This window comes from Novosphingobium sp. AAP83 (assembly GCF_001295795.1).
Classification (GTDB): Bacteria; Pseudomonadota; Alphaproteobacteria; order Sphingomonadales; family Sphingomonadaceae; genus Novosphingobium.
Window position 1 is genome coordinate 20,524 of the sequence record NZ_LJHY01000023.1, and the last position, 19,779, is coordinate 40,302.

Consider the following 19,779-nt stretch of genomic DNA (forward strand, 5'->3'; position numbering starts at 1 on the left):
CAATATCCTCTCGTTCCAGCCAGTTGAAGCAGGTGCCCTTGGCGCGCTGGCTGGGCGCGTCTTATCTTCGCACTGCCGTCATTCCGCTTTGCCTAATCGAACTGGGCTTTTTGGCGAGTTACTGGGCAACGGGTAACTTCACGTATGAACGCAACGTGGAAACCGTCAGCCGTCTTTCGGAAAACTACCTTGCCGATATTGCCGCGCGCGAAGCGGCCAATATTGAAGCTACGCTATCCAGCGTCGAGGGCCTCGCCAAAGTGTTTGCCGCTGAAACCGGCGAGGCACTCAAACGGCCTGCCAGCGCATCACCTGCCGAACAGGCCCGCCATCGCATGTCAGCAGATGGGGTGTTTTACACATCGCGTGGCGGCGCAGATGATACCGCCAGCTTCTACAGCGGTGTCTACCCGATTGGTGCGGAGCAGAAAGACAAAGTATGGCGCACCGCCCGGCTTGATCACACGATGCGCCATCTCAAATCGGCATCGCCATTAATCCAGCAAGTCTATTTGAACACGTGGGACAGCTATAATCGGATCTATCCCTATATTGATGTGACCAAACAATATGCGCCGGGCATGAGCATCCCGTCGTACAATTTCTATTACGAGGCCGACGCCAAGCATAACCCGCAGCGTAAAGTGGTGTGGACCGATGCGTACATTGATCCAGCAGGCTCGGGCTGGATGGTATCGGCCATTGCGCCGGTTTATGCAGGCGATAAGCTGGAAGCCGTCATCGGTCTGGACCTGACGGTTGATACGATCATCGACCGTATTCTGGCGTTGAACCTGCCGTGGCAAGGCTATGCGATGCTCGTTGGGCGCGATGGCACTATCTTGGCATTACCCCCGACAGGCGAAAAGGATTTGGGCCTTACCGAGCTTAAAAAGCATAGTTATGAGCAAATCATCGCCTCCGACACGTTCAAGCCCGAACAATTCAACATCGCCCGCCACCCCCGCCTGAAGGGTCTGGCCGATGCCGTGGCCAAGGGCAGGCAGGGAATCAGCCGGGTCAGCTTCAATGGCCGCGAAATGCTGGCTGCCAATGCCAAAGTGACCGGTCCGGGTTGGACACTGGTCGTCGTCGCGCCTGCCTCTGCCATCTTTGCCGATGCCAACATGTTACACGATCAGCTCATCAAGGTGGGTTTCATCATGCTGGTGATCCTGCTGCTGTTCTATGTAGCATTCTTTGCCTTCCTGCTGTGGCGCGCACAGGTGATGGGCGAACGCGTGGCCCGGCCTTTGCTGGCGGTGGAAACCGTGATGAACCGCATCGGCGCAGGCGAATATGATCACGCAGCGCCGCAATGCGGTGTCAACGAAATCGATAGCCTTGCCGACCGGCTCGTGGCGATGGGGCAAAGTCTGGGCGCTGCACACCGCAAGATCGTCGATCAGGAAGACCTGATGCGCAGCGCGCTGGATAGCGAGCGCCGCGTCACCACCGGACAGCGCCGCTTCATCAATATCCTCAGCCACGAATTCCGCACGCCGCTGACGGTGATCGATAGCTCGGGCCAGATCCTCAAACGACGCGCCGCGCGGCTGACCGAGGAAACCGTGATCGAACGCTCCGACATGATCCGCCGCGCGGCGGCCCGGATCGGCGATGTTATGCAAAGCGCGATGCAACTGGTGCGGATGGAAGACGGCGAAACCACCTGCAAACCCGCCTCCGTCGCCTTCGGGCCGCTCGTCCGCCAAGCGGTCGCATCCGCGCAAGGCAACCGCGCAGTCGATATCGCTGTCGACGGGGACGCGGAACGCGCCGCCATCTATGCTGATCGCACGCTGGTGCACACCGCGCTTTCGGCCATTGTCGAAAATGCCTGCCGTTATTCTCCTGAAGGCTCGCCCATCACGGTCAAGGCCACGGTGGAAGGGGACAGGTGCGCGGTCACGATCACCGATCACGGATCGGGCATACCCGCCGATGAATTGCCGATGGTGTGCGAGCGCTTTTACCGGGGGTCAAATAGCACCGCTGTTCCGGGTGCGGGTACAGGGCTCTATCTCGCCACCACCTTGCTCGATGCCAATGGCGGATTGCTCGCCATCAATTCCGTCGCCGGAACCGGAACCGGAACCGGCACCGGCACCACCGTCACCGCCAGCCTGCCTTTGGCCCGCGCCACTGTTACCGAATTGTGGGAAGCTGCATAATGTCTGTCTATTCGCCTCAGCAGTTCAAAGTCCTGTGTATCGAGGACGAACCGGAAATCCTGCGCGATATTGCCGATGAACTGGCCGATCACGGTTTTCGGGTGGATCAGGCTGCCAGCGCCGAACTGGCGCTGCCTTGCATTGATAAAGGCGCACCCGATCTGATCATCTGCGATATGCAGATGCCGGGCATGAACGGGTTACAATTGCTGGAAAAGTTGCGCGCACGCACCGATGCGATGGCCCATGTCCCGTTCGTGTTCCTTACCGCATTTGGTGATCGCGAAACCGCTATTCACGGCCGCAAGGCAGGCGCGGACGATTATCTGGTAAAGCCGGTTGATTTCGATCTGCTGATCGCGTCGGTGGAAAGCCATTTGCGCAATGCCGCCCAGCGCGAAGCCGCTACGCGCAACGCCGCCAGTCTTGAGGCAGCACCACTGGTGCCCGGCTATGACGAAATGATCGCATTTCTGGCCACGCAGCCTGTCGGCACCGCGCTTGCCGTCATCAAACTGGATAACCAGTCCGAATTGGCCCACCGGTTTGATGCCTCCGATGCCAAACGCACCAACCGCTTGATCCTGCGCCTTGCTCGGCAGGGGCACTGCCAAGCCTTTCGCTTGCAACCCCACGTCTGGCTGGCGGTGATGCCGGATGCCGGACAGAATTCCGGCTCCCTGCAAACCAAACTGGAACCGCTTGTCCAAATCCGGTTGCGGGATCGCTTTTCGCCTGCCGCATCGGCCTGCATCACCCATTCCATCGTGCTTGGCCAAACCGGCAGCGACGAGACCCCTGCCGCACTGATAGACCGGATGCGCGAATCCGCACGCCTGCTCCAGCGCGAAGGCGGCGCGCGGCTGCTCTGTCTCGAAGGGCCGGAGCTGAGCGAATTGCGCCTTGCCGGGGCCATCCGTTCCGAACTGGTCGGCGCGATTGATCAGGGCGAGTTGCACGTTCACTTCCAGCCCAAAGTCGATGCCGGAACCGGCCTGCCGCGTTCGGGCGAAGTGCTGGTGCGCTGGGAAAGCCCGCTGCTGGGCCACTTGTCGCCTGCCATGTTCATTCCGGTGCTTGAAAGCGCAGGCTTGTTGCCGCACGTCACCGATTGGGTGCTGAAACAAACCGCGCTGGCCCAGATCGCACTGGTGCGCGATGGCATGCCTGCGCGACTTGCGGTAAACATCGGCGCATCGGAATTCAATGCCAACCTGCCCGAACGGATCGCCTGCATCTTTCGCGAATGCGGTGCGGACGAAAGCCTGCTCGAAGTCGAAGTCACCGAAACCTCGGTGCTGACCGATCCGGTCGCCGCCCAAGCCATCATCCAAGCGCTGCACGCACGCGGCATCACTGTGGCGCTCGATGATTTCGGCACCGGCTATTCCTCGCTCTCGCACCTGCAAAACTGCACGATTGATACGATCAAGATCGATCGCAGCTTCGTTACCCGCGTGGCAGAGGCAGGCCCTGAACAGACCATCGTCTTGGGCATCATCGGCATTGCCCGCACATTGGGCATGGAAACTGTGGCCGAAGGCGTCGAGCTGGAATCGCAGCGCCAATGGCTCGCGCTCAACGCTTGCGATACCCTGCAAGGCTACATCATCTCGCGCCCCGTCCGCTTCGATGAATATCGCGCGTGGCTGCGCGGGAGGTAAACTCTATCCGCAGTGTGGACAGGTAGGGTCAGGGCTTGGCCGGAGCGGGCAGGAACGGTTGCAGCGTTGGCACGGTTACGTTGAAAACCTGCTCACCATTCTCGCGCAGTTCTTCCTGCACCGGCACGTCGGCAAGGCCGGGCCAACCTTTCATCGACGGCACACTGTTTGGCCAAACTTGTAGCGGCGCAAGTTCTGGCTGCGCCTATGCCGGAGGCGCGACTGCCAGGGCAAAGGCTGCGAAAAGTGCGATATGGATCATCAAGTCATCTCCAGCGCAGCATCGTGGCAAGCATGGCGAGCGCAAGCACCACCGACACCCGCAGACTGAACGCCTGCGCGGCTTTGCGCCAAACCATCCCCACCGCTGTCCAGGCCCTATTTGAAAGCGACCAAGGCGCGCGCTAAAGCGGGACGCAACTTTCCGATCCCACAGGAGCACCCCCATGCAAGCCCGCGTTGTCAGCCTTTCCCGCACCGGTGGTCCTGAAGTGATCGAATGGATCGATGTTACCTTGCCCGCCCCTGCTGCCGGTGAAGTCATGGTCGAACAAACCGCTGTCGGCCTTAACATGATTGATACCTATCACCGGCGCGGGATCTATCCGATGGCGCTGCCTTCAGGCCTTGGCGTCGAAGCTGCCGGACGCTTCGTTGCGGTGGGCGAAGGCGTCACCAGCCTTGCCGTGGGTGATCGCGTCGCCAGCTTCGGGCCGGACCTTGGCGCTTATGCCACTGCGCGCATTTATACCGCCGCCAACCTGTTCAAGCTGCCCGATGCGATCAGCGATCAAACTGCCGCCGCTGCCATCCTCAAGGCCTGCACCACCGAATTCCTCGTCGAACGCTGCGCTCATGTGCAAGCAGGTATGCCCGTGCTGGTCCACGCGGCGGCGGGCGGGGTTGGTTTGCTTCTGGTGCAATGGCTCAAGCATGTAGGCGCAACCGTGATCGGCACCGTCTCTACCGAAGCCAAGGCCGACGCCGCCCGCGCCGCCGGGGCCGATCATGTGATCAATTACAGCAGCGATGCCGTTGCGCCTGCCGTGCGCGAGTTAACCCAAGGCGCTGGCGTGCGTGTCACGTTCGATGGCGTCGGGCTTGATACCTGGGAGGCCAGCCTCGATTCCACTGGCAAGCGCGGGTTGATCGTCTGCTATGGTAATGCGTCTGCCCCGGTTACCGGCATCAGCCTCGGCGTGCTCGCGCAGAAGGGCTCGCTCTTCAACACCCGCCCGATGCTCTACCACTATTACGAAGACCCCGCCGAGCGCGCCGCAGGGGCCGCCCGCGTATGGGACCTGATCGCCAATGGCACGCTTGATGTCACCATCGGCCAGACTTACGCGCTGGCCGATGTGGCGCAGGCCCACACCGATCTTGAAGCACGGCGCACCACGGGATCAACCGTGCTGGTGGTCTGACAAACCGCCCATTGGCAAATGTGCGCGCTTGTGCGATAATGTACACAAGCACACACAAAGGCCCCGCCGATGACCACCACCACCATGACGATCCGCGTGCCTCTGGCCGTGCAAGAACAATTGGCCCGCCTATCGCAATCCACCAAGCGCAGCCGGTCATACCTCGCGGGCGAGGCGGTGGCCACCTATGTCGAACGCGAACTCGCGATCATCGAAGGCATCGAACGCGGCCTCGCCGACCTGCAAGCAGGCCGCGTCACCCCGCATGAAGAAGCGATGGACAGGATCGATGCCGCCATTGCAGCCGCGCAGAGTAAACACGCTGCATGAAGCGTGTTCAATGGTCGGATGCCGCACTTGACGATATCGAATCCCAGGTCGTCTATATCGCCAGGGATAATCCTGTAGCCGCGCGCCGGGTATCGCAGCGGTTGCGCGAAACCGGCAATGCCCTCGCCCTGTTCGCCACCGGTCACCCCGGCCGCATCAATGGCACTTACGAAAAATCTGTCACTCGCTTGCCCTACATCATCGTTTACACGCTGGGCGACAACGCCACCACTGTCACGATCCTGCAAGTGATCCACACTTCGCGCGATTGGCCGCAAGTCGGATACCCGGAGTGACCACCACCCCGCCATCGTCCTATGAACGCTCGGCCCGCAAAGGGGTGATATTCTGGGTCGCACTGCTAATCGGCGCGGCGTTTATCTTCGGTGCTTACACCGTTGATCCGCAGAAGAACTGCGATGAATCAGGCCGGGAATGTGCGCCTTGGCTGGTGCCGCTTGCCGGGATCATGGGCTGGGGCGTGACCGCGATGGCGCTGGGCCAATTGTGGGTCAATCCGCGCCGAGGCTATGCGATGGATGCGCGAACGGGCGATCTGGTCTGGTGGAAAAACCGCACATCACGCAGCGAGGGGGATATGGGCAGCATCCATCCCTCGCGCATCACCAGCATTCGGATCATTCAGGATGATGGCATGACTCTCAGCCTGATGGGCGAGGATGGCGAACGGCTGGCCTTCTTTGACGAAGAACTGGTCCCGTGGCCCTGCGATAGCTGGGCCGAACAATTGCAGAGCGCCTATCCGCACATCATCATCGACAAACAGGGCTAACCCGCCTCACCCAATTCCACCAGTTCCCCCGCCGCCCCGTGCGCGGTGCCAGAACGCCGCCCTTCATAAAGCGCGCCCTCGCGCAGCGCAGGCGGCACAATCCATTCCACCGCGCAGGCGTCCAGATCGGGCACAGTGATCGTACAGCACAAGATCGTTCCGCGCTGGATCATCGGCCGAAGACAGGTTTGCGTTTTTCGACAAACGCGGTCGTGCCCTCATGGAAATCCGCGCCTTCAAACGCCAAGGCGAAAATGTGCAAACTCTCCGCATCATCGGCCACCTGCCCGTCGAGCACGTTGCGGACAAAGCCCTTGATCGCTTGTGTAGAGAACGGCGATGCGCTCACCAATTGCGCCACCAGTGCGCCGGGATCATCGGCCAGTTCTTCGACCAAGCCAACCGCCAGCGCCTCATCCGCACCCAGCAACATGCCGGTATAAAGCATCCGCCGCGCCTGCCCCGGCCCCACCAGATCGGTCAGCAGCTTCACATCGTGCAGCGGATAGACCAGCCCCAGCTTGGCAGGCGTGATCCCCATGCGCGCCTTTGGCCCCGCCACGCGTATGTCGCAGGCCAGCGCAATCCCACAGCCGCCGCCCACGCAATCGCCCTCGATCATCGCCACCGTGGGCAAAGGAAAGCGCGTCAATTCATATTGCGCGCGGTTGATCGCCTTCTGGTTTTCCGCGCGCCAATCGGCGGCGTCCTTGTTCGCCAGCAGCTCGGCAATATCTGCGCCTGCACAAAAAGCGCCGCCCGCCGCCGATTTTACGACCAGCACGCGAAGCGCCGGATCAGCCGCCGCCTGCGCCAGCAATTCGGGCAGCAATTGCCACATCGCGATGGTAAAGGCGTTGCGCTTGTCCGCGCGGTCAATCAGCAGGTGCGCAACCGGCCCGTTTGTTTCCAGACGCAGCGTCATGCCGGATCAACCGCGGCCAAGGCTTGCGCAATCTGGTGGCGCGTGGCGATCCACGCGTCATCATGTTGGCGCACATGGGCCAGACACTGCTCCAGCGCCCCGATCCTTCCGGCGCGTCCAATAATCCGCAAATGCAATCCAAGGCTCATCATTTTGGGGTTCCCCTCGCGCCCTTCGCGCAACACCTGATCGAAACTGCGCAACGCATGGGCCAGCCACTGTTCGGGGCCAAATGCCTGATCGGTCCACATTTTCATATCATTGGAATCCACCTGATGCGGCACGATGGCAAGTGGTTTTCCGGGCACGGTATCACAGCCCCAGAACGAAACGTCGCCCGAAAAGGCGTCCATGTGGTAGGCAAAGCCCGCCTCGTCCATACGGAACTGGTGAACCCAGCGATAGCCGAGGCTGACCGGTTCGTGGCCCAGCGCGGTGGTTACATGATTGGGGCACACCGCGTTCACGGTGATGCCGTGGGTGCCCAGTTCAATCGCACTTGCCTGCGTCAGCCCGACCATGCCGTGTTTGAAACCACGGTCTATCTCGTGGGGCAGCACATAGCGTAATTTGCCGTCACCGGCATGCCGCCAAGACTGGCTGGCGATGCTGGCGGCCAGCGATCCTCTTATGGCCTCCGATCCTATTGCAGGTCTTGCGCGCAAGACGGCAGACTAACGCAACTAGGCTAGACGCAAAAGTCCGCTTGGCATAAACTGCTATATCTTGTAACATTTGATAGAGAGATGCAGACTGTCAGGCGGAAAAAGCCATGTTCGAAGTGCTCAGCACGCACCAGTTCCACCCGATGGAACGGCTCGATTACTGGAATGACCTGATCGGGTCGACCTATCGGGGCATGACGGTTGATTCAGATCGTAGCCGCTTTGATGCCAAATTGGCCGTGTGGCAATTGGGTGACCTGCAAATGGTCAAACCCTCGTCGCCGCCTGCAATCGTGCGGCGTCATGCCAATAGCGCAACCTTGCCAACACAGCAGTCGCTGATCGTGCACGTGCTCACGCGTGGCCAGGCCATGCTCGAACAGCGTGGCCGCCGCGTCGAACTGGGCGAAGGCGATATGGTCGTTTGTGCCGCCGAAGACGCCTATTGTTTCGATGCCAATCAAATGCATGAAATGATGGTGGTGGAATTTGACCGTGCCACTCTCGCCACCCGCGTGCCGCAGATCGATGATCTCGTCGCGCGCAAAGTCTCTGGCAAATTGCCCGGAACGCGGCTGGTGCACCGCTACATGTCATCGCTGTGGCAAGAGGCCAGCGCCGATATGCCCGCCGACCATTGGCAAATGCACGCCACGATCCTTGGCGATATGATTGCCGCCTGCCTTGAAAGCAGCGCCACCACCACCGAAACCCACGGGCACCGCATTCTGGCGCAAGTGGAAAGCGTGATCGCCGAACGCATGGGCGATTTCGATCTTAGCCCCTCGCGAATCGCAGCAGCGCTCGGCCTGCCTTTGCGGACGCTGCAAGCAGCCACGGCAAGCGCAGGGCTCACGCTAGGCGGCATGATCCTGCGCCAGCGCCTGCATTATGCCGCACGGCGGCTGCTGGCTGAACCGCAAAGCACCGTCACCGCGATTGCGCTGGAATGCGGCTTTGCCGATTCCGCGCATTTTGCACGGCGTTTTCAGCAAATGTTGGGGTCAACCCCCAGTCGTTACCGAACTTTGAATTAACCTCCCCTCCCATAAAGCACTGCGCTCCACAACGCTCTGCGCGTTTGTTGGCATATCTGCGCGTAGAGACAAGCTTGGCCGCCTCCATGCGCATTATGCTATGGGCCATAACTATGGGAGGTTCTGCATGAAAGTCCGATTTCAATCGGTGAGCACGCTTGCGCTCGCCACATCCATTCTCATCCTGCCAACGCACGCTTTCGCCCAAGCGGACCAGTCTGCGGCAGAGCAAGCTGCTGATGAAGGCGGCATCGAGGAAATCATCGTTACCGCGCAAAAGCGCGACCAGAACGTCCAGGACGTGCCAATCGCGATCACCGCGTTTGCCGGCACCAACTTGCGCGAACGCGCCGTGATCGACATCTCGGCCCTCAGCGCTCTGGCGCCAAACGTCAACCTCGATGGCGGCACGCCGTTCTCGGGTTCGTCGGCTGTGCTTTCGGCCACGATCCGCGGCATTGGTTCGGACGACTTTGCGTTCAACATCGATCCCGGCGTTGGCATCTATGTCGATGGCGTGTTCCTTGCACGCACCGTGGGTGCCAACCAGGACTTGCCAGACGTTGAGCGCATCGAAGTTCTCAAGGGGCCACAGGGCACTCTGTTCGGCCGCAACACCATCGGTGGCGCGATCTCGATCGTCACCCACAACCCCGGCAAGGAATTCAAGGTCACCGGCGATCTGACGACCGGCAGCTTCGACCTGTTCCGCGCGCGTGCCACAGTTGACCTGCCGATTGCCGAAGGCCTTGGCGCTTCGGTCACCGGTGCTGTCACGACCCGCAGCGGCTTCCAGCATCGCGTTGCCTATAACGGCACACCTGCCGAAATGCGCGCGATCTCGAACTCGACCAGCTATCGCTCGTTCAGCCACGCGGATTACTCGAACTCGACCCGCCAGAGCGCGGACAACAACGTCAGCATGCGCGGCAAGCTGCGCTGGGATGATGGCGGCAAGTTCCGCGCCACCCTTTCGGGCGACTTCACCAACCAGGATTCGTCAGGCCAGAACAACTCGCTGCTCAAGACGCCATTGGTACCCAACGGCCCGTTTGCACCAACAAACCCGTTCCCGGGCACCGGCATCAACCCGGTCAACCCACAGAACGGCGTATTGTTTGCTGGCCTCTACAACTTCTGTATCGGTTCTACCCCTGCGCAGATCGCAGCACGCGGCGCAACGGCCATCTGCGGCGCACGCGGCACCAGCGTGAATCCGGGCGGGTTGCTGCCAGCGTTGGCTGGCGTCAACGTCGATGCCGATCCGACCAACGATCGTCTGCCGTGGGATAGCCGCTTCATCACCGGCGATCCTGACCGCAGCTTTGCAACCGGTCCTACGATGAACAAGCTCAAGGCTTGGGGTGTTGCCGGAAACCTTGAATATGATGTGACCGACAACATCATGCTCAAGTCGATCTCGGCTTTCCGCAAGACCAACTGGACCGCTGGTTCGGATCTTGACGGTTCGCCGCTAAGCATTCTGGAACTGACCTTCACGCAAAACCAGGAACAGGTTAGCCAAGAAGTCCAGTTGCTGGGCAACAACTTGCTAGACGGCAAGCTGAACTTCGTGCTCGGTGGTTTCTACTTCAAGGAAACCGGGGACCTTCGCGATCACGTGGTGTTCAACGAAGGCCTGCTGCAAGTCGATGGTCCGAACGACTTTGACACCAACAACTATGCGTTCTTTGGCCAGGTTGATTACCGCGTAAACGATTGGATCAGCTTCACCGTTGGCGGTCGTTACACCAAGGAAAACAAGGCGTTCGAAGGCGGTCAGCAAGATCTCAACGGCGGCAACTACAAGCTGTTCGGCTGCTCCAACGCTGCTGGCACGATTGCACCGTTCGGCAACTTCCCGCTGGCTCCACCCGTTGCCGCCGGTGGCCCGCCATGCTTTGCCGCGCTCTCGTTCCCCGATCCGACCAATCCTGTCCGGATCTACGTTCCCGGTGTAAACCGCCGGTCGTTCTCGAACTTCGCGCCAAAGGTTGGCGTGCAGCTTTATCCGAACGACGACATCATGGTCTACAGCAGCTACTCCGAAGGCTACAAGACCGGCGGCTGGACCACGCGCCTGACCAACCCGCAAGGCAATGTTGCTCCTGATTTCGACGAAGAAATCGCCGAAACTTGGGAACTGGGCTTCAAGTCGACCTTGCTCGACCGTCGCCTGCAACTTAACGTCGCTGCCTTCACCACCAACTACCGCAATGTGCAGCTGAACCAGCAGGTCGGCACTTCGCCAACCATCGACAATGCCGGTACCGCGCGCATCAAGGGCGTCGAAGCCGAAGCCGTTATCGCTCCGGTAAAGGGCTTCACGATCAACGCCGCAATCGGGTATCTGGATGCTGTGTTCACCGACCTGTCGGCCAGCGTCCAACGCCCCGACGTGGCTGGCGCCATCCCCGGCGTCCGTCTCGGTGCTTTGATCGGCAGCCAGCTGCCCAAGACCGCCAACTGGTCGATCAACCTCAGCCCACGCTACGAACTCGAACTGAGCAATGGCGGTTCGATTGTCGCGATGGCTGACTGGACGCACCGTACCGAAGTGTGGAACGATGTGGCCCGGTACTTGTCGCTGCGTCGTCCTGCGACGGACATCGTCAACGCCAGCATCACCTATCGTGAACCTGACAAGCGTTGGGACCTCACCGTCGGCGGTACCAACCTTGTCGACCAGCGCTTCCTGGTATCCGCTGGTGCCAACGATGCAGCCGGCGTCCACTTCGGCAGCTTCAACCGGCCACGTGAATGGTACGTCCGGATGGGCTTCAACTTCTGATCAACTTGAGGCCCGGCAGCAATGCCGGGCCTCAATTCCTTTTCCAAGAGAGACAACCAAGATGGCCACACAAGCCAAAGCTGCTGTGCTGCGCAAAGCGGGTGCAGTTGCCGCTATCGAAGCCGTGACGCTAGAAGACCCCCGCGCCGATGAAGTGCTGATCGAGATGCGCGGTGTCGGCATTTGCCACACCGATATGGTCATGCGCGATGGCTATCTGCCCGTGCCGCTGCCGGTCGTGCTCGGCCATGAAGGATCAGGCATTGTCCGCGCGGTTGGCAGCGCCGTCGCCGATCTGGTCGTCGGCGATCATGTCGTGCTCAGCTTCATGTCTTGCGGCGCGTGTGTTTCGTGCGATGATCACGAACCGGCCTACTGTCACGCATGGGTTCCGCTCAACTTCTTCGGCGCGCGCGGCGATGGTTCTACCTCGCTGACCGATGCCAGCGGTACTGCGGTTCACAGCCATGTCTTTGGCCAATCCTCGTTTGCCACCCACGCCGTGGTAAACCAGCGCAACGCGGTCAAAGTGATCAAGGACCTGCCGCTCGAACTGCTCGGCCCCTTGGGCTGCGGCATTCAAACCGGCGCAGGTGCCGTGCTCAATGCATGCCGCGTGCGCGCAGGCTCCAGCGTTGCGGTGATCGGCGTTGGCGCGGTAGGTCTGTCCGCCATCATGGCAGCCGGTATTGCCGATGCCGCAACCATCGTGGCCATTGATATCAACGATACCCGCATCGCGCTCGCCCAGCAATTGGGCGCGACCCACGGTTTGCGCAGCGATAACGGCGATTTTGCAGAACTCGCCAAGCAGGCAGGCTGCCCAGCCGGGTTCGACTATATCATCGACACCACCGGCATCGTAGGCCTCGTCAACGATGCAATATTGGCTCTGGCGCCACGCGGCGAAATCGCGCTGGTCGGTGCTTATGCCCCCGGCACCCTGGTGCAGGCCGATACGACGCACATCATGGGCGGAGGCCGCGTCATTCGCGGCGTGGTGGAAGGCAGCGCCAATCCGAAAGTCTTCATCCCCGAACTGATCGAACACTACCGCGCTGGCCGCTTCCCGTTTGATCGCCTTGTCGAATACTTCGATTTTGCCGAACTTGGTGCCGCGATTGAAGCGGGGGAGACCGGCAAAGTCGTTAAGCCGATCGTGCGGTTCTGATGGACACAAATACCCCCGTCCCTCCTGCCAGTCGGAAGGGATCGGGGGTGTACAATTGTAAAAAATCATTGCCGCATTGCCCGAAAAACGCGAAAATATATAATATAAACAAATAGATAAATCTGCAACATTAACAATCCGATGTGGCGCAGCAACATATACCCAAAGGTCCGCTTGGCAATACTGCTATGGCTCGCAACAATTGCCCGAAAGAGGTAAACTGACGGGCGATAAAGGCATGTTCAAGGTGCTCAGCACGCGCACGTTCCCGCCAGCGGAACGGCTCGATTATTGGAACGACCTGATCAGCGCGGCGGTTCAGGGCATGACCTTCGATTCAAACACCAACCAGTTCGATGCCAAAATAGTGGTGTGGGAACTTGGTGATCTGAAACTGGTCAAATCCAATTCCCCCCCTGCCACCTTCCGGCGCAAGGCCCGCGATGGGAACGGGCCGATACACCAATCGCTTGTGGCACACTTGCTCACGCGTGGCCGCGCCTTGTTCGAGCAACGGGGCCGCCAAATAGAGCTGTACGAAGGCGATATGGTCGTTTGCGCGGCCGAAGAATTCTATTGCTTCGCCTCCGATCAAGCGCATGAAGTGATGGTCGTGGAATTGGATCGCGCCGCCCTTGTCGCCCATCTTCCGCAAATTGATGAGCATCTGGCACGCCCGATATCCGGCAAGCTCGTCGGGACGCGCCTGGTGCAGCGCTACATGTCGTCACTATGGCAAGAGGCTGGCGCAGAAATGCCGCCTGCCCATGCGCAAATGCACGCAACGATCCTGACCCACATGATTGCCGCTTGCCTTGAGGGCAGCAGCGAAATCACGCAATCTCATGGCAACCGCCTTTTGGCCCAAGCCGAAATTCTGATCGCCGAACGCATTGGCGACTGTGATCTCGACCCATCGTGGATCGCAGCCGAAATGGGTGTGCCATTGCGCACTTTGCAAGCCACAGCCAGCAGCGTCGGCGAGACTTTGGGTGGTATGATCATGCGGCGCCGGCTGCATACCTCCGCGCAGCGCCTTTTGGCCGAACCGCACAAAAAGATCACCGCCATCGCAATGGAATGCGGTTTTGCCGACTCGGCGCATTTCACCCGGCGCTTCCAGAAAATGTTCGGCTCGACGCCATCACGCTATCGCAGCTTGAACTGATTTTTGTTTTAGACTCGTTGGCTTTCTGCGCGGACAGACAAGCAGGACCGGCTCAACCCCCTTACAGTTATGGGACATAACTATGGGAGGTTCTGCATGAAAGTCCGGTTTCAATCGGTGAGCGCACTTGCGCTTGCTGCATCCACACTTGCCCTGCCAACATCAGCCTTTGCGCAAAGCGAGCAAGCGGCTGAACAAGCCAGCAATGACGGCGGCATCGAGGCCATCATCGTCACCGCGCAAAAGCGTGACCAGAACGTGCAAGACGTGCCAATTGCGATCACGGCGTTTTCTGGCAATAACCTGCGTGAACGCGCCGTAGTCGACATAGCCGCACTCAGTGCCTTGGCACCAAACGTCAACCTTGATGGCGGGACGCCATTTTCAGGTTCATCTGCTATCCTCTCTGCCACGATACGCGGTATCGGTTCGGATGACTTCGCCTTCAACATCGATCCCGGCGTTGGCATCTATCTTGATGGCGTATTCCTTGCCCGCACAGTCGGCGCCAATCAGGACTTGCCGGATGTTGAGCGCATCGAAGTTCTCAAAGGCCCGCAAGGCACGCTGTTTGGCCGCAACACCATCGGTGGTGCCATCTCGATCGTCACGCATAACCCCGGCAAGGAATTCAAGGTTACCGGCGATCTGACGACCGGCAGCTTCGATCTGTTCCGCGCACGCGCTACAATTGACCTGCCGCTGGCCGAAGGCCTTGGCGCTTCGGTTACCGGCGCTGTCACCAGCCGCAGCGGCTTCCAGCGCCGCATAGAATACAATGGCACCCCTGCCGAAATGCGCGCGATTTCGAATTCGGACAACTTCCGTTCTTTCCGCCATGTCGATTTCTCGAATTCGAGCCGCCAAAGCGACGATAACAACGTCAGCATGCGTGGTAAGCTGCGCTGGGATAATGGTGGCAAATTCCGCGCCACATTGGCGGGCGACTATAGCAATCAAAATACCTCAGCCCAGAATAACTCGATTCTGGCGACGCCCTTGGTGCCCAATGGCCCGTTTGCGCCAACTAACCCGTTCCCGGGCACCGGGATCAATCCGCGCAATCCACAGAACGGCATGCTGTTTGCCGGTCTCTACAACTTCTGTATCGGATCAACCCCCGAACAAATCGCGGCACGCGGCGCAGGCAACATCTGCGGCGCGCGCGGAACCAACCTTGATTCCGGCCGCCTCCTGTCGTCGCTTGCCAGCGTCAACGTCGACGCCGATCCCACCAACAACCGTTTGCCATGGGACGGCCGTTTCATCACCGGCAATCCGGATACGAGTTACGCCACCGGTCCTTCAGCCAACCGCCTCCAAGCGTGGGGTGTAGCCGGAACGCTCGATTATGACGTGACGGACAACATCATGCTGAAATCGATCTCGGCGTTCCGCAAAACCAGTTGGACCGGCGGAACCGATGTTGACGGCTCTCCCCTCAGCATTCTTGAACTGACCTTCTCGCAAAACCAGGAACAGGTCAGCCAGGAAGTCCAATTGCTGGGCAACAACCTGCTCGACGGCAAACTGAACTTCGTTCTGGGCGGTTTCTACTTCGAGGAATCGGGCGACCTGCAAAGCAACGTCGTGTTCAACGAAGGGCTGCTGCAGGCTGCGGGCGTAAATACTTTTGACACCAACAACTATGCCTTCTTCGGGCAAGTCGATTACAAATTGACGGATTGGATCAGCTTCACCGTCGGCGGGCGCTACACCAGAGAAAACAAAGAGTTCGAAGGCGGTCAGCGCGATTTGAACGGCGGCAGTTACAAGTTCTTCAATTGCGCCACACCCGATGGCACGATTAATCCCTTCGGTAACCACCCGCTGCAGCCGCCCGTTTCGGCAGGTGGCGCGAACTGCTTGACAGCGCTTGGGTTCCCGGATCCCAGCAACCCGGTCCGCCTGTACCCCGCTGGCGTAAACCGCAGGACGTTCTCGAACTTCGCGCCTCGGGTGGGTGTCCAGTTGTACCCGAACGACGATGTCATGGTCTACGGCAACTATTCTGAAGGCTACAAGACAGGGGGATGGACGACCCGCCTGTCCAACCCGCAAGGCAACGTCGCGCCAACCTTTGACGAGGAAATCGCCGAAACATGGGAAGTGGGCTTCAAATCAACCCTGTTTGACCGCCGCCTCCAACTCAACGTTGCGGCGTTCTCGACCAATTACCAGAATATCCAGCTTAACCAGCAGGATGGCCCCTCCCCGGTGATTGACAATGCGGGTACGGCGCGGATCAAGGGCTTTGAAGTCGAAGCGGTTATTGCCCCGGTACGCGGCCTCACCATCAACACCGCAATCGGCTATCTTGATGCCCAGTTCACCGAACTTTTGCCAAGCGTACAGCGCACGTCCGGGCCAATCCCCGGCTTCCGGGCAGGTGCTTCAGTCGGTAGCCAATTGCCAAAGACGGCAAATTGGTCGGTCAACGTCAGCCCTCGTTACGAAACGGCGCTGGGCAATGGCGGGTCTTTGGTGATCATGGGGGATTGGACGCATCGTACTGAAGTCTGGAATGATGTGGCCCGCTACCTCTCGTTGCGCCGTCCCGCAACGGACATCGTCAACGCCAATATTACCTATCGTGAACCAGGCAAACGCTGGGATCTGACTGTTGGCGGCACCAACCTCGTCAACCAGCGATTCCTGATTAACGGTGCTGCCAATGACGCCGCAGGTGCCCACTACGGCAGCTTCAATCGCCCGCGCGAATGGTACGTGCGGATGGGCTTTACATTCTGACCATCAAGGGGCCGACAGCAATGTCGGCCCCGCATTTTAAGGGAAGGCCGCACGCACCCAAGCGCGGCTTCCTGCACCGGATCTGGCCTAGTGGCAGCAGCAGGATTATGCCGGTGCGCGCGCGCGAACGGGCGATCCAGTCTATACTCTCAGTCATGCCGCTAACTCCTTTTTCCGCGCGGCATAGGCATTCCGCACCGCCGCGCGGCCGAGATCTTCAGCCTCACCCTCGGGCAATGGCGGGAAGATCGTGGTCTGCACCCAATCAAAGTGATTGTCGGGATAGGGTGACAAGTCCTCGCCATTGGCCTGAACGAACGTGATGGTCTTGACGCCCAGCCCCGCCGCGCGCGCCGCGCCATAGCGCAAGGTCGGCCCCGCCGTATCAATCGCGATCACTTCGGCGTCCGGATAGGCCTGCGCAATCGGCACCGCATTGTGCCCTACGGTGCAACCGATATCCAGGACGCGCTTGGGCTGCCAACCGTGGCGAACAGGCCCACGTCATAGTTTGCACCCACCTTCACATCGCCGGGTCGTTCCTCGCTGTGATAGCCGCCGGGCTTATCGCCGCCTCATCATGGCTGGTGCGCGGCGTCATCGGCTGACGGGTGAGCGCCGGATAGGGCGATGGCCAGCCTTAGTTCGTCGTTTATAAGCCTTCAAAACTCGGAGAACAACCGGCCCAAACCTTCGATCCGGTCTGTAATCCCCAGCGTGCGCAAGGCGTGCCAATAGGTCGCGGTGTTGATCGCGATCACCGGCTTATCCAGCTTCATCTCGTATTCCGCTGCAAGGCTGACCATCGACAGGTTGGTGCCAACCTGCACAATCGCGTCAACGTCCGGCCCGTTCAGATGATCGATCACCCCGCGCAAGTGCTGCGGGGTTACCTTGGCGATATCGGTCCAGCATTTGCACTCCAGCGGCACGTCGCGCACCACCGAAAAACCGGATTCCTCAAGGAACCTGCGCACTTCGGCATTGGCCACCGGATAATAGGGCGAAACGAAGCTGACGTTTTTGACATTGCCATAGGCATGAAGCGCTGCCGCAATCGATTCCGATCCGGTCGAAGCGCCAACGCCCGCAATGGCCTCAACTTCGGCCTTGAACTTCCGGCCGCCCGCAACTCCGCCGTAAAACGTGATCGCCGACATGCCGAGCACGAGATATTCAGGGCGCAGCGTCATGGCAGAGCGCACCGCGTCCATCGTGTTGGCCGCAATCGCGGTGGTGCCCGCCAGAAAATCCTCGTTCGATAACGCTACCGGATCTTCCACGTAAATCCGCGCAAAGTGGTTGGTCACACCTGCCGGACGCATGCGCTCCATATCGGGCTGAACGATCGTATTGGTGGAAGGGGCGATCACGCCAAGACAGGCACGGTAGCCTTGCACATCGACCATGAGGTTTTTCTCCAAAGGGGCGGTGCGGCAGTCCCACCACTGCCGCGCCGCCCCGGTTTGATGGGTTCAGTTTATCTCGGCCGCCTGGCCGAGGCTGTCGAACATCGCTTGGCGCAGCAGATAATTGCGGCGCGTTACGTCATTTTGCTTGATCGCGAGCATTTTCTGCCGGCGCGCTTCGTGCGCTTCGTCCTGCCCACCCTTGATCAGCGCCATGTTTTCCTTGGTCTGCATCTGGGTGAAGCTGTGCGTCACTTCGCGGCGCTGCCGGTCATAAAGCGCAAGGTTGGTGTTCAGATCGGCCTTGCCGCGCAGCACCGGTTCCAGCTTTTCGAACAGGTTGAACGCATCGTGCACGCCCGAATTCATGCCAAAGCCGCCCAGCGGATTGTTAAGGTGCGCCGCATCGCCCATCAGCATCACGCGGCCTTTGCGGAACGATTTGGCCACGCGCTGATGCACGCGGTACAGCGTGCGATGTTCGGTTTTCACGCTTGCGCCATCGCCCAGCAGCCGGTCAAAGATGCCGTTCTTGATGGAATCAGAGCGCAATTCGTCATCGCTCAGCGAACCATCGGTTGGCACCAGCACGCGCCACAGCGATGGTACGCGCAGCAACACCAGCCATTCTAGCGGATCGGAAACGTAATTCACCAACGCCAGATTGGGCAGATGATCGGCCAGTTCCACATGCGTTGAAAGGCACAAGAACCGTTCGGGATACGTGAACCCGTCAAACTCGATGCCCAGCCATTTGCGCACAATCGAATTGGCACCATCGGCACCCACCAGAAAATCGGCGCGCAACCGGTTCACGCCAAACGCGGTTTCGGTCCACAGATCAACGCCGCTGTCGTCTTCCTTGAACGTCAGCAGGCGTTGGCTAAAGCGCATTTGCGCGTTGGCGTACTTCTCAAGGCCGCCTGCCAGCGCGCGCGAAAGATGATACTGCTCGCACTGGATGCGGAAGGGATAGCGCGTCACATCGCTGATTTCGCTCAGGTCAAAATCGATCACTTCCCCCGAAGTGCGATCTCGCCAGTGATAAACCGGTGCCTTCAGTCCCTTTTCCAGCAGCATCGGGGTGATCCCGATGGTATCAAGCATTTCCAACGTCGGCGGGTGGAAGGTTGATGCCCGCAAATCCTGCGCACAATCTTCGCCGGCTTCCAGCACGACAACATCCACCCCCGCTTGGGCCAGCAGCGTTGCCAGAACCGTGCCTACCGGGCCTGCTCCGACAATCGCCACCTGGCACCGTTCAACCCCTGTCATATCCAGCGGACTCCAATTTCATTTCCGGCTTTGGGTATGAACGCTCGGCTTTGAGAGGACGCCTCATCCTGTAGAACTATCCGCCTTGCGGTGATTGCGCGGGGTAGGCTTCTTAAAGTCGCGCAAATCCGGACACTTGCTGCTATCACCCGATGGCGATGCCGGGCCTGTTTCGGCACTGTTTGGGCGTGGGGAATGTGTG

The 19,779-nt window shown here is 59.8% G+C and carries 19 protein-coding genes; 11 read left to right on the plus strand and 8 right to left on the minus strand.

Features of this window, described 5'->3' with window-relative positions:
* Positions 1 to 32: 32 nt before the first annotated feature.
* The gene (locus tag IP81_RS13790; protein WP_082356182.1) at positions 33 to 2,174 is read left to right on the plus strand and encodes an ATP-binding protein; all 2,142 of its coding nucleotides are present in this window, start codon (positions 33 to 35) and stop codon (positions 2,172 to 2,174) included.
* Positions 2,174 to 3,838, plus strand: coding sequence for an EAL domain-containing protein (locus IP81_RS13795; RefSeq protein WP_054108591.1), 1,665 nt, complete (start codon positions 2,174 to 2,176; stop codon positions 3,836 to 3,838). Before IP81_RS13790 ends, IP81_RS13795 begins: the two co-directional genes overlap by 1 nt.
* A gap of 28 nt (positions 3,839 to 3,866) precedes the next feature.
* Here the strand turns inward: IP81_RS13795 and IP81_RS21535 are convergent, their stop codons facing one another.
* On the minus strand, positions 3,867 to 3,992 hold the full coding sequence (locus IP81_RS21535; protein ID WP_255352430.1) for a hypothetical protein: 126 nt from the start codon (positions 3,990 to 3,992) through the stop codon (positions 3,867 to 3,869).
* A 292-nt stretch (positions 3,993 to 4,284) separates the two neighbouring features.
* On the opposite strand from IP81_RS21535, the gene IP81_RS13800 reads away from it, so the two are divergent.
* The 4 genes from IP81_RS13800 to IP81_RS13815 all read left to right on the plus strand — a co-directional run bounded on the left by IP81_RS13800 (position 4,285) and on the right by IP81_RS13815 (position 6,385).
* On the plus strand, positions 4,285 to 5,262 hold the full coding sequence (locus IP81_RS13800; protein ID WP_054108592.1) for a quinone oxidoreductase: 978 nt from the start codon (positions 4,285 to 4,287) through the stop codon (positions 5,260 to 5,262).
* Positions 5,263 to 5,331: 69 nt separating this feature from the next.
* The gene (locus IP81_RS13805; protein WP_054108593.1) at positions 5,332 to 5,592 is read left to right on the plus strand and encodes a CopG family ribbon-helix-helix protein; all 261 of its coding nucleotides are present in this window, start codon (positions 5,332 to 5,334) and stop codon (positions 5,590 to 5,592) included.
* Entirely contained in the window at positions 5,589 to 5,888 is a 300-nt protein-coding gene (locus tag IP81_RS13810) for a type II toxin-antitoxin system RelE/ParE family toxin (RefSeq protein ID WP_054108594.1), read from the plus strand. Before IP81_RS13805 ends, IP81_RS13810 begins: the two co-directional genes overlap by 4 nt.
* Positions 5,885 to 6,385 carry a hypothetical protein gene (locus IP81_RS13815; RefSeq protein ID WP_054108595.1) on the plus strand — a complete coding sequence of 167 codons (501 nt, stop codon included), beginning with the start codon at positions 5,885 to 5,887 and terminating at the stop codon, positions 6,383 to 6,385. Before IP81_RS13810 ends, IP81_RS13815 begins: the two co-directional genes overlap by 4 nt.
* On the opposite strand, the gene IP81_RS20470 is transcribed toward IP81_RS13815, so the two are convergent.
* The 3 genes from IP81_RS20470 to IP81_RS21310 are packed head-to-tail and all read right to left on the minus strand — an operon-like array spanning position 6,382 to position 7,975.
* Positions 6,382 to 6,558: a hypothetical protein gene (locus tag IP81_RS20470; RefSeq protein WP_157573216.1), complete on the minus strand. Its 177-nt coding sequence runs from the start codon at positions 6,556 to 6,558 to the stop codon at positions 6,382 to 6,384. The two genes, IP81_RS13815 and IP81_RS20470, sit on opposite strands and share 4 nt — an antisense overlap.
* Positions 6,555 to 7,310 (minus strand): enoyl-CoA hydratase/isomerase family protein, encoded by a 756-nt coding sequence (locus IP81_RS13820; RefSeq protein WP_054108596.1) that lies wholly within the window; start codon positions 7,308 to 7,310, stop codon positions 6,555 to 6,557. The genes IP81_RS20470 and IP81_RS13820 overlap by 4 nt, the downstream gene beginning before the upstream one ends.
* Positions 7,307 to 7,975 (minus strand): SDR family oxidoreductase, encoded by a 669-nt coding sequence (locus tag IP81_RS21310; protein WP_157573218.1) that lies wholly within the window; start codon positions 7,973 to 7,975, stop codon positions 7,307 to 7,309. The genes IP81_RS13820 and IP81_RS21310 overlap by 4 nt, the downstream gene beginning before the upstream one ends.
* 107 nt (positions 7,976 to 8,082) lie before the next feature.
* On the opposite strand from IP81_RS21310, the gene IP81_RS13830 reads away from it, so the two are divergent.
* The 5 genes from IP81_RS13830 (at position 8,083) to IP81_RS13850 (ending at position 16,893) form a co-directional block, all read left to right on the plus strand.
* A complete protein-coding gene (locus IP81_RS13830; protein ID WP_054108598.1) occupies positions 8,083 to 9,012 on the plus strand; it encodes an AraC family transcriptional regulator in 930 nt (309 codons plus the stop codon).
* Positions 9,013 to 9,139: 127 nt separating this feature from the next.
* Complete coding sequence (locus tag IP81_RS13835; RefSeq protein ID WP_054108599.1) at positions 9,140 to 11,803, plus strand: TonB-dependent receptor; 2,664 nt, start codon at positions 9,140 to 9,142, stop codon at positions 11,801 to 11,803.
* A gap of 61 nt (positions 11,804 to 11,864) precedes the next feature.
* On the plus strand, positions 11,865 to 12,974 hold the full coding sequence (locus tag IP81_RS13840) for an NAD(P)-dependent alcohol dehydrogenase (protein WP_054108600.1): 1,110 nt from the start codon (positions 11,865 to 11,867) through the stop codon (positions 12,972 to 12,974).
* Positions 12,975 to 13,212: 238 nt separating this feature from the next.
* Positions 13,213 to 14,142: a helix-turn-helix domain-containing protein gene (locus IP81_RS13845; RefSeq protein ID WP_054108601.1), complete on the plus strand. Its 930-nt coding sequence runs from the start codon at positions 13,213 to 13,215 to the stop codon at positions 14,140 to 14,142.
* A 96-nt stretch (positions 14,143 to 14,238) separates the two neighbouring features.
* Entirely contained in the window at positions 14,239 to 16,893 is a 2,655-nt protein-coding gene (locus IP81_RS13850; protein WP_054108602.1) for a TonB-dependent receptor, read from the plus strand.
* Here IP81_RS13850 and IP81_RS20475 read toward each other — a convergent pair.
* The 4 genes from IP81_RS20475 to IP81_RS13865 form a co-directional block, all read right to left on the minus strand.
* Positions 16,883 to 17,050 (minus strand): hypothetical protein, encoded by a 168-nt coding sequence (locus tag IP81_RS20475; RefSeq protein ID WP_157573220.1) that lies wholly within the window; start codon positions 17,048 to 17,050, stop codon positions 16,883 to 16,885. The two genes, IP81_RS13850 and IP81_RS20475, sit on opposite strands and share 11 nt — an antisense overlap.
* Positions 17,047 to 17,325 (minus strand): class I SAM-dependent methyltransferase, encoded by a 279-nt coding sequence (locus IP81_RS21315; protein ID WP_054108603.1) that lies wholly within the window; start codon positions 17,323 to 17,325, stop codon positions 17,047 to 17,049. Before IP81_RS21315 ends, IP81_RS20475 begins: the two co-directional genes overlap by 4 nt.
* 230 nt (positions 17,326 to 17,555) lie before the next feature.
* Positions 17,556 to 18,302 carry an arylmalonate decarboxylase gene (locus IP81_RS13860; protein ID WP_054108604.1) on the minus strand — a complete coding sequence of 249 codons (747 nt, stop codon included), beginning with the start codon at positions 18,300 to 18,302 and terminating at the stop codon, positions 17,556 to 17,558.
* A 66-nt stretch (positions 18,303 to 18,368) separates the two neighbouring features.
* Entirely contained in the window at positions 18,369 to 19,577 is a 1,209-nt protein-coding gene (locus tag IP81_RS13865) for an NAD(P)/FAD-dependent oxidoreductase (protein ID WP_054108605.1), read from the minus strand.
* Positions 19,578 to 19,779: the final 202 nt, after the last annotated feature.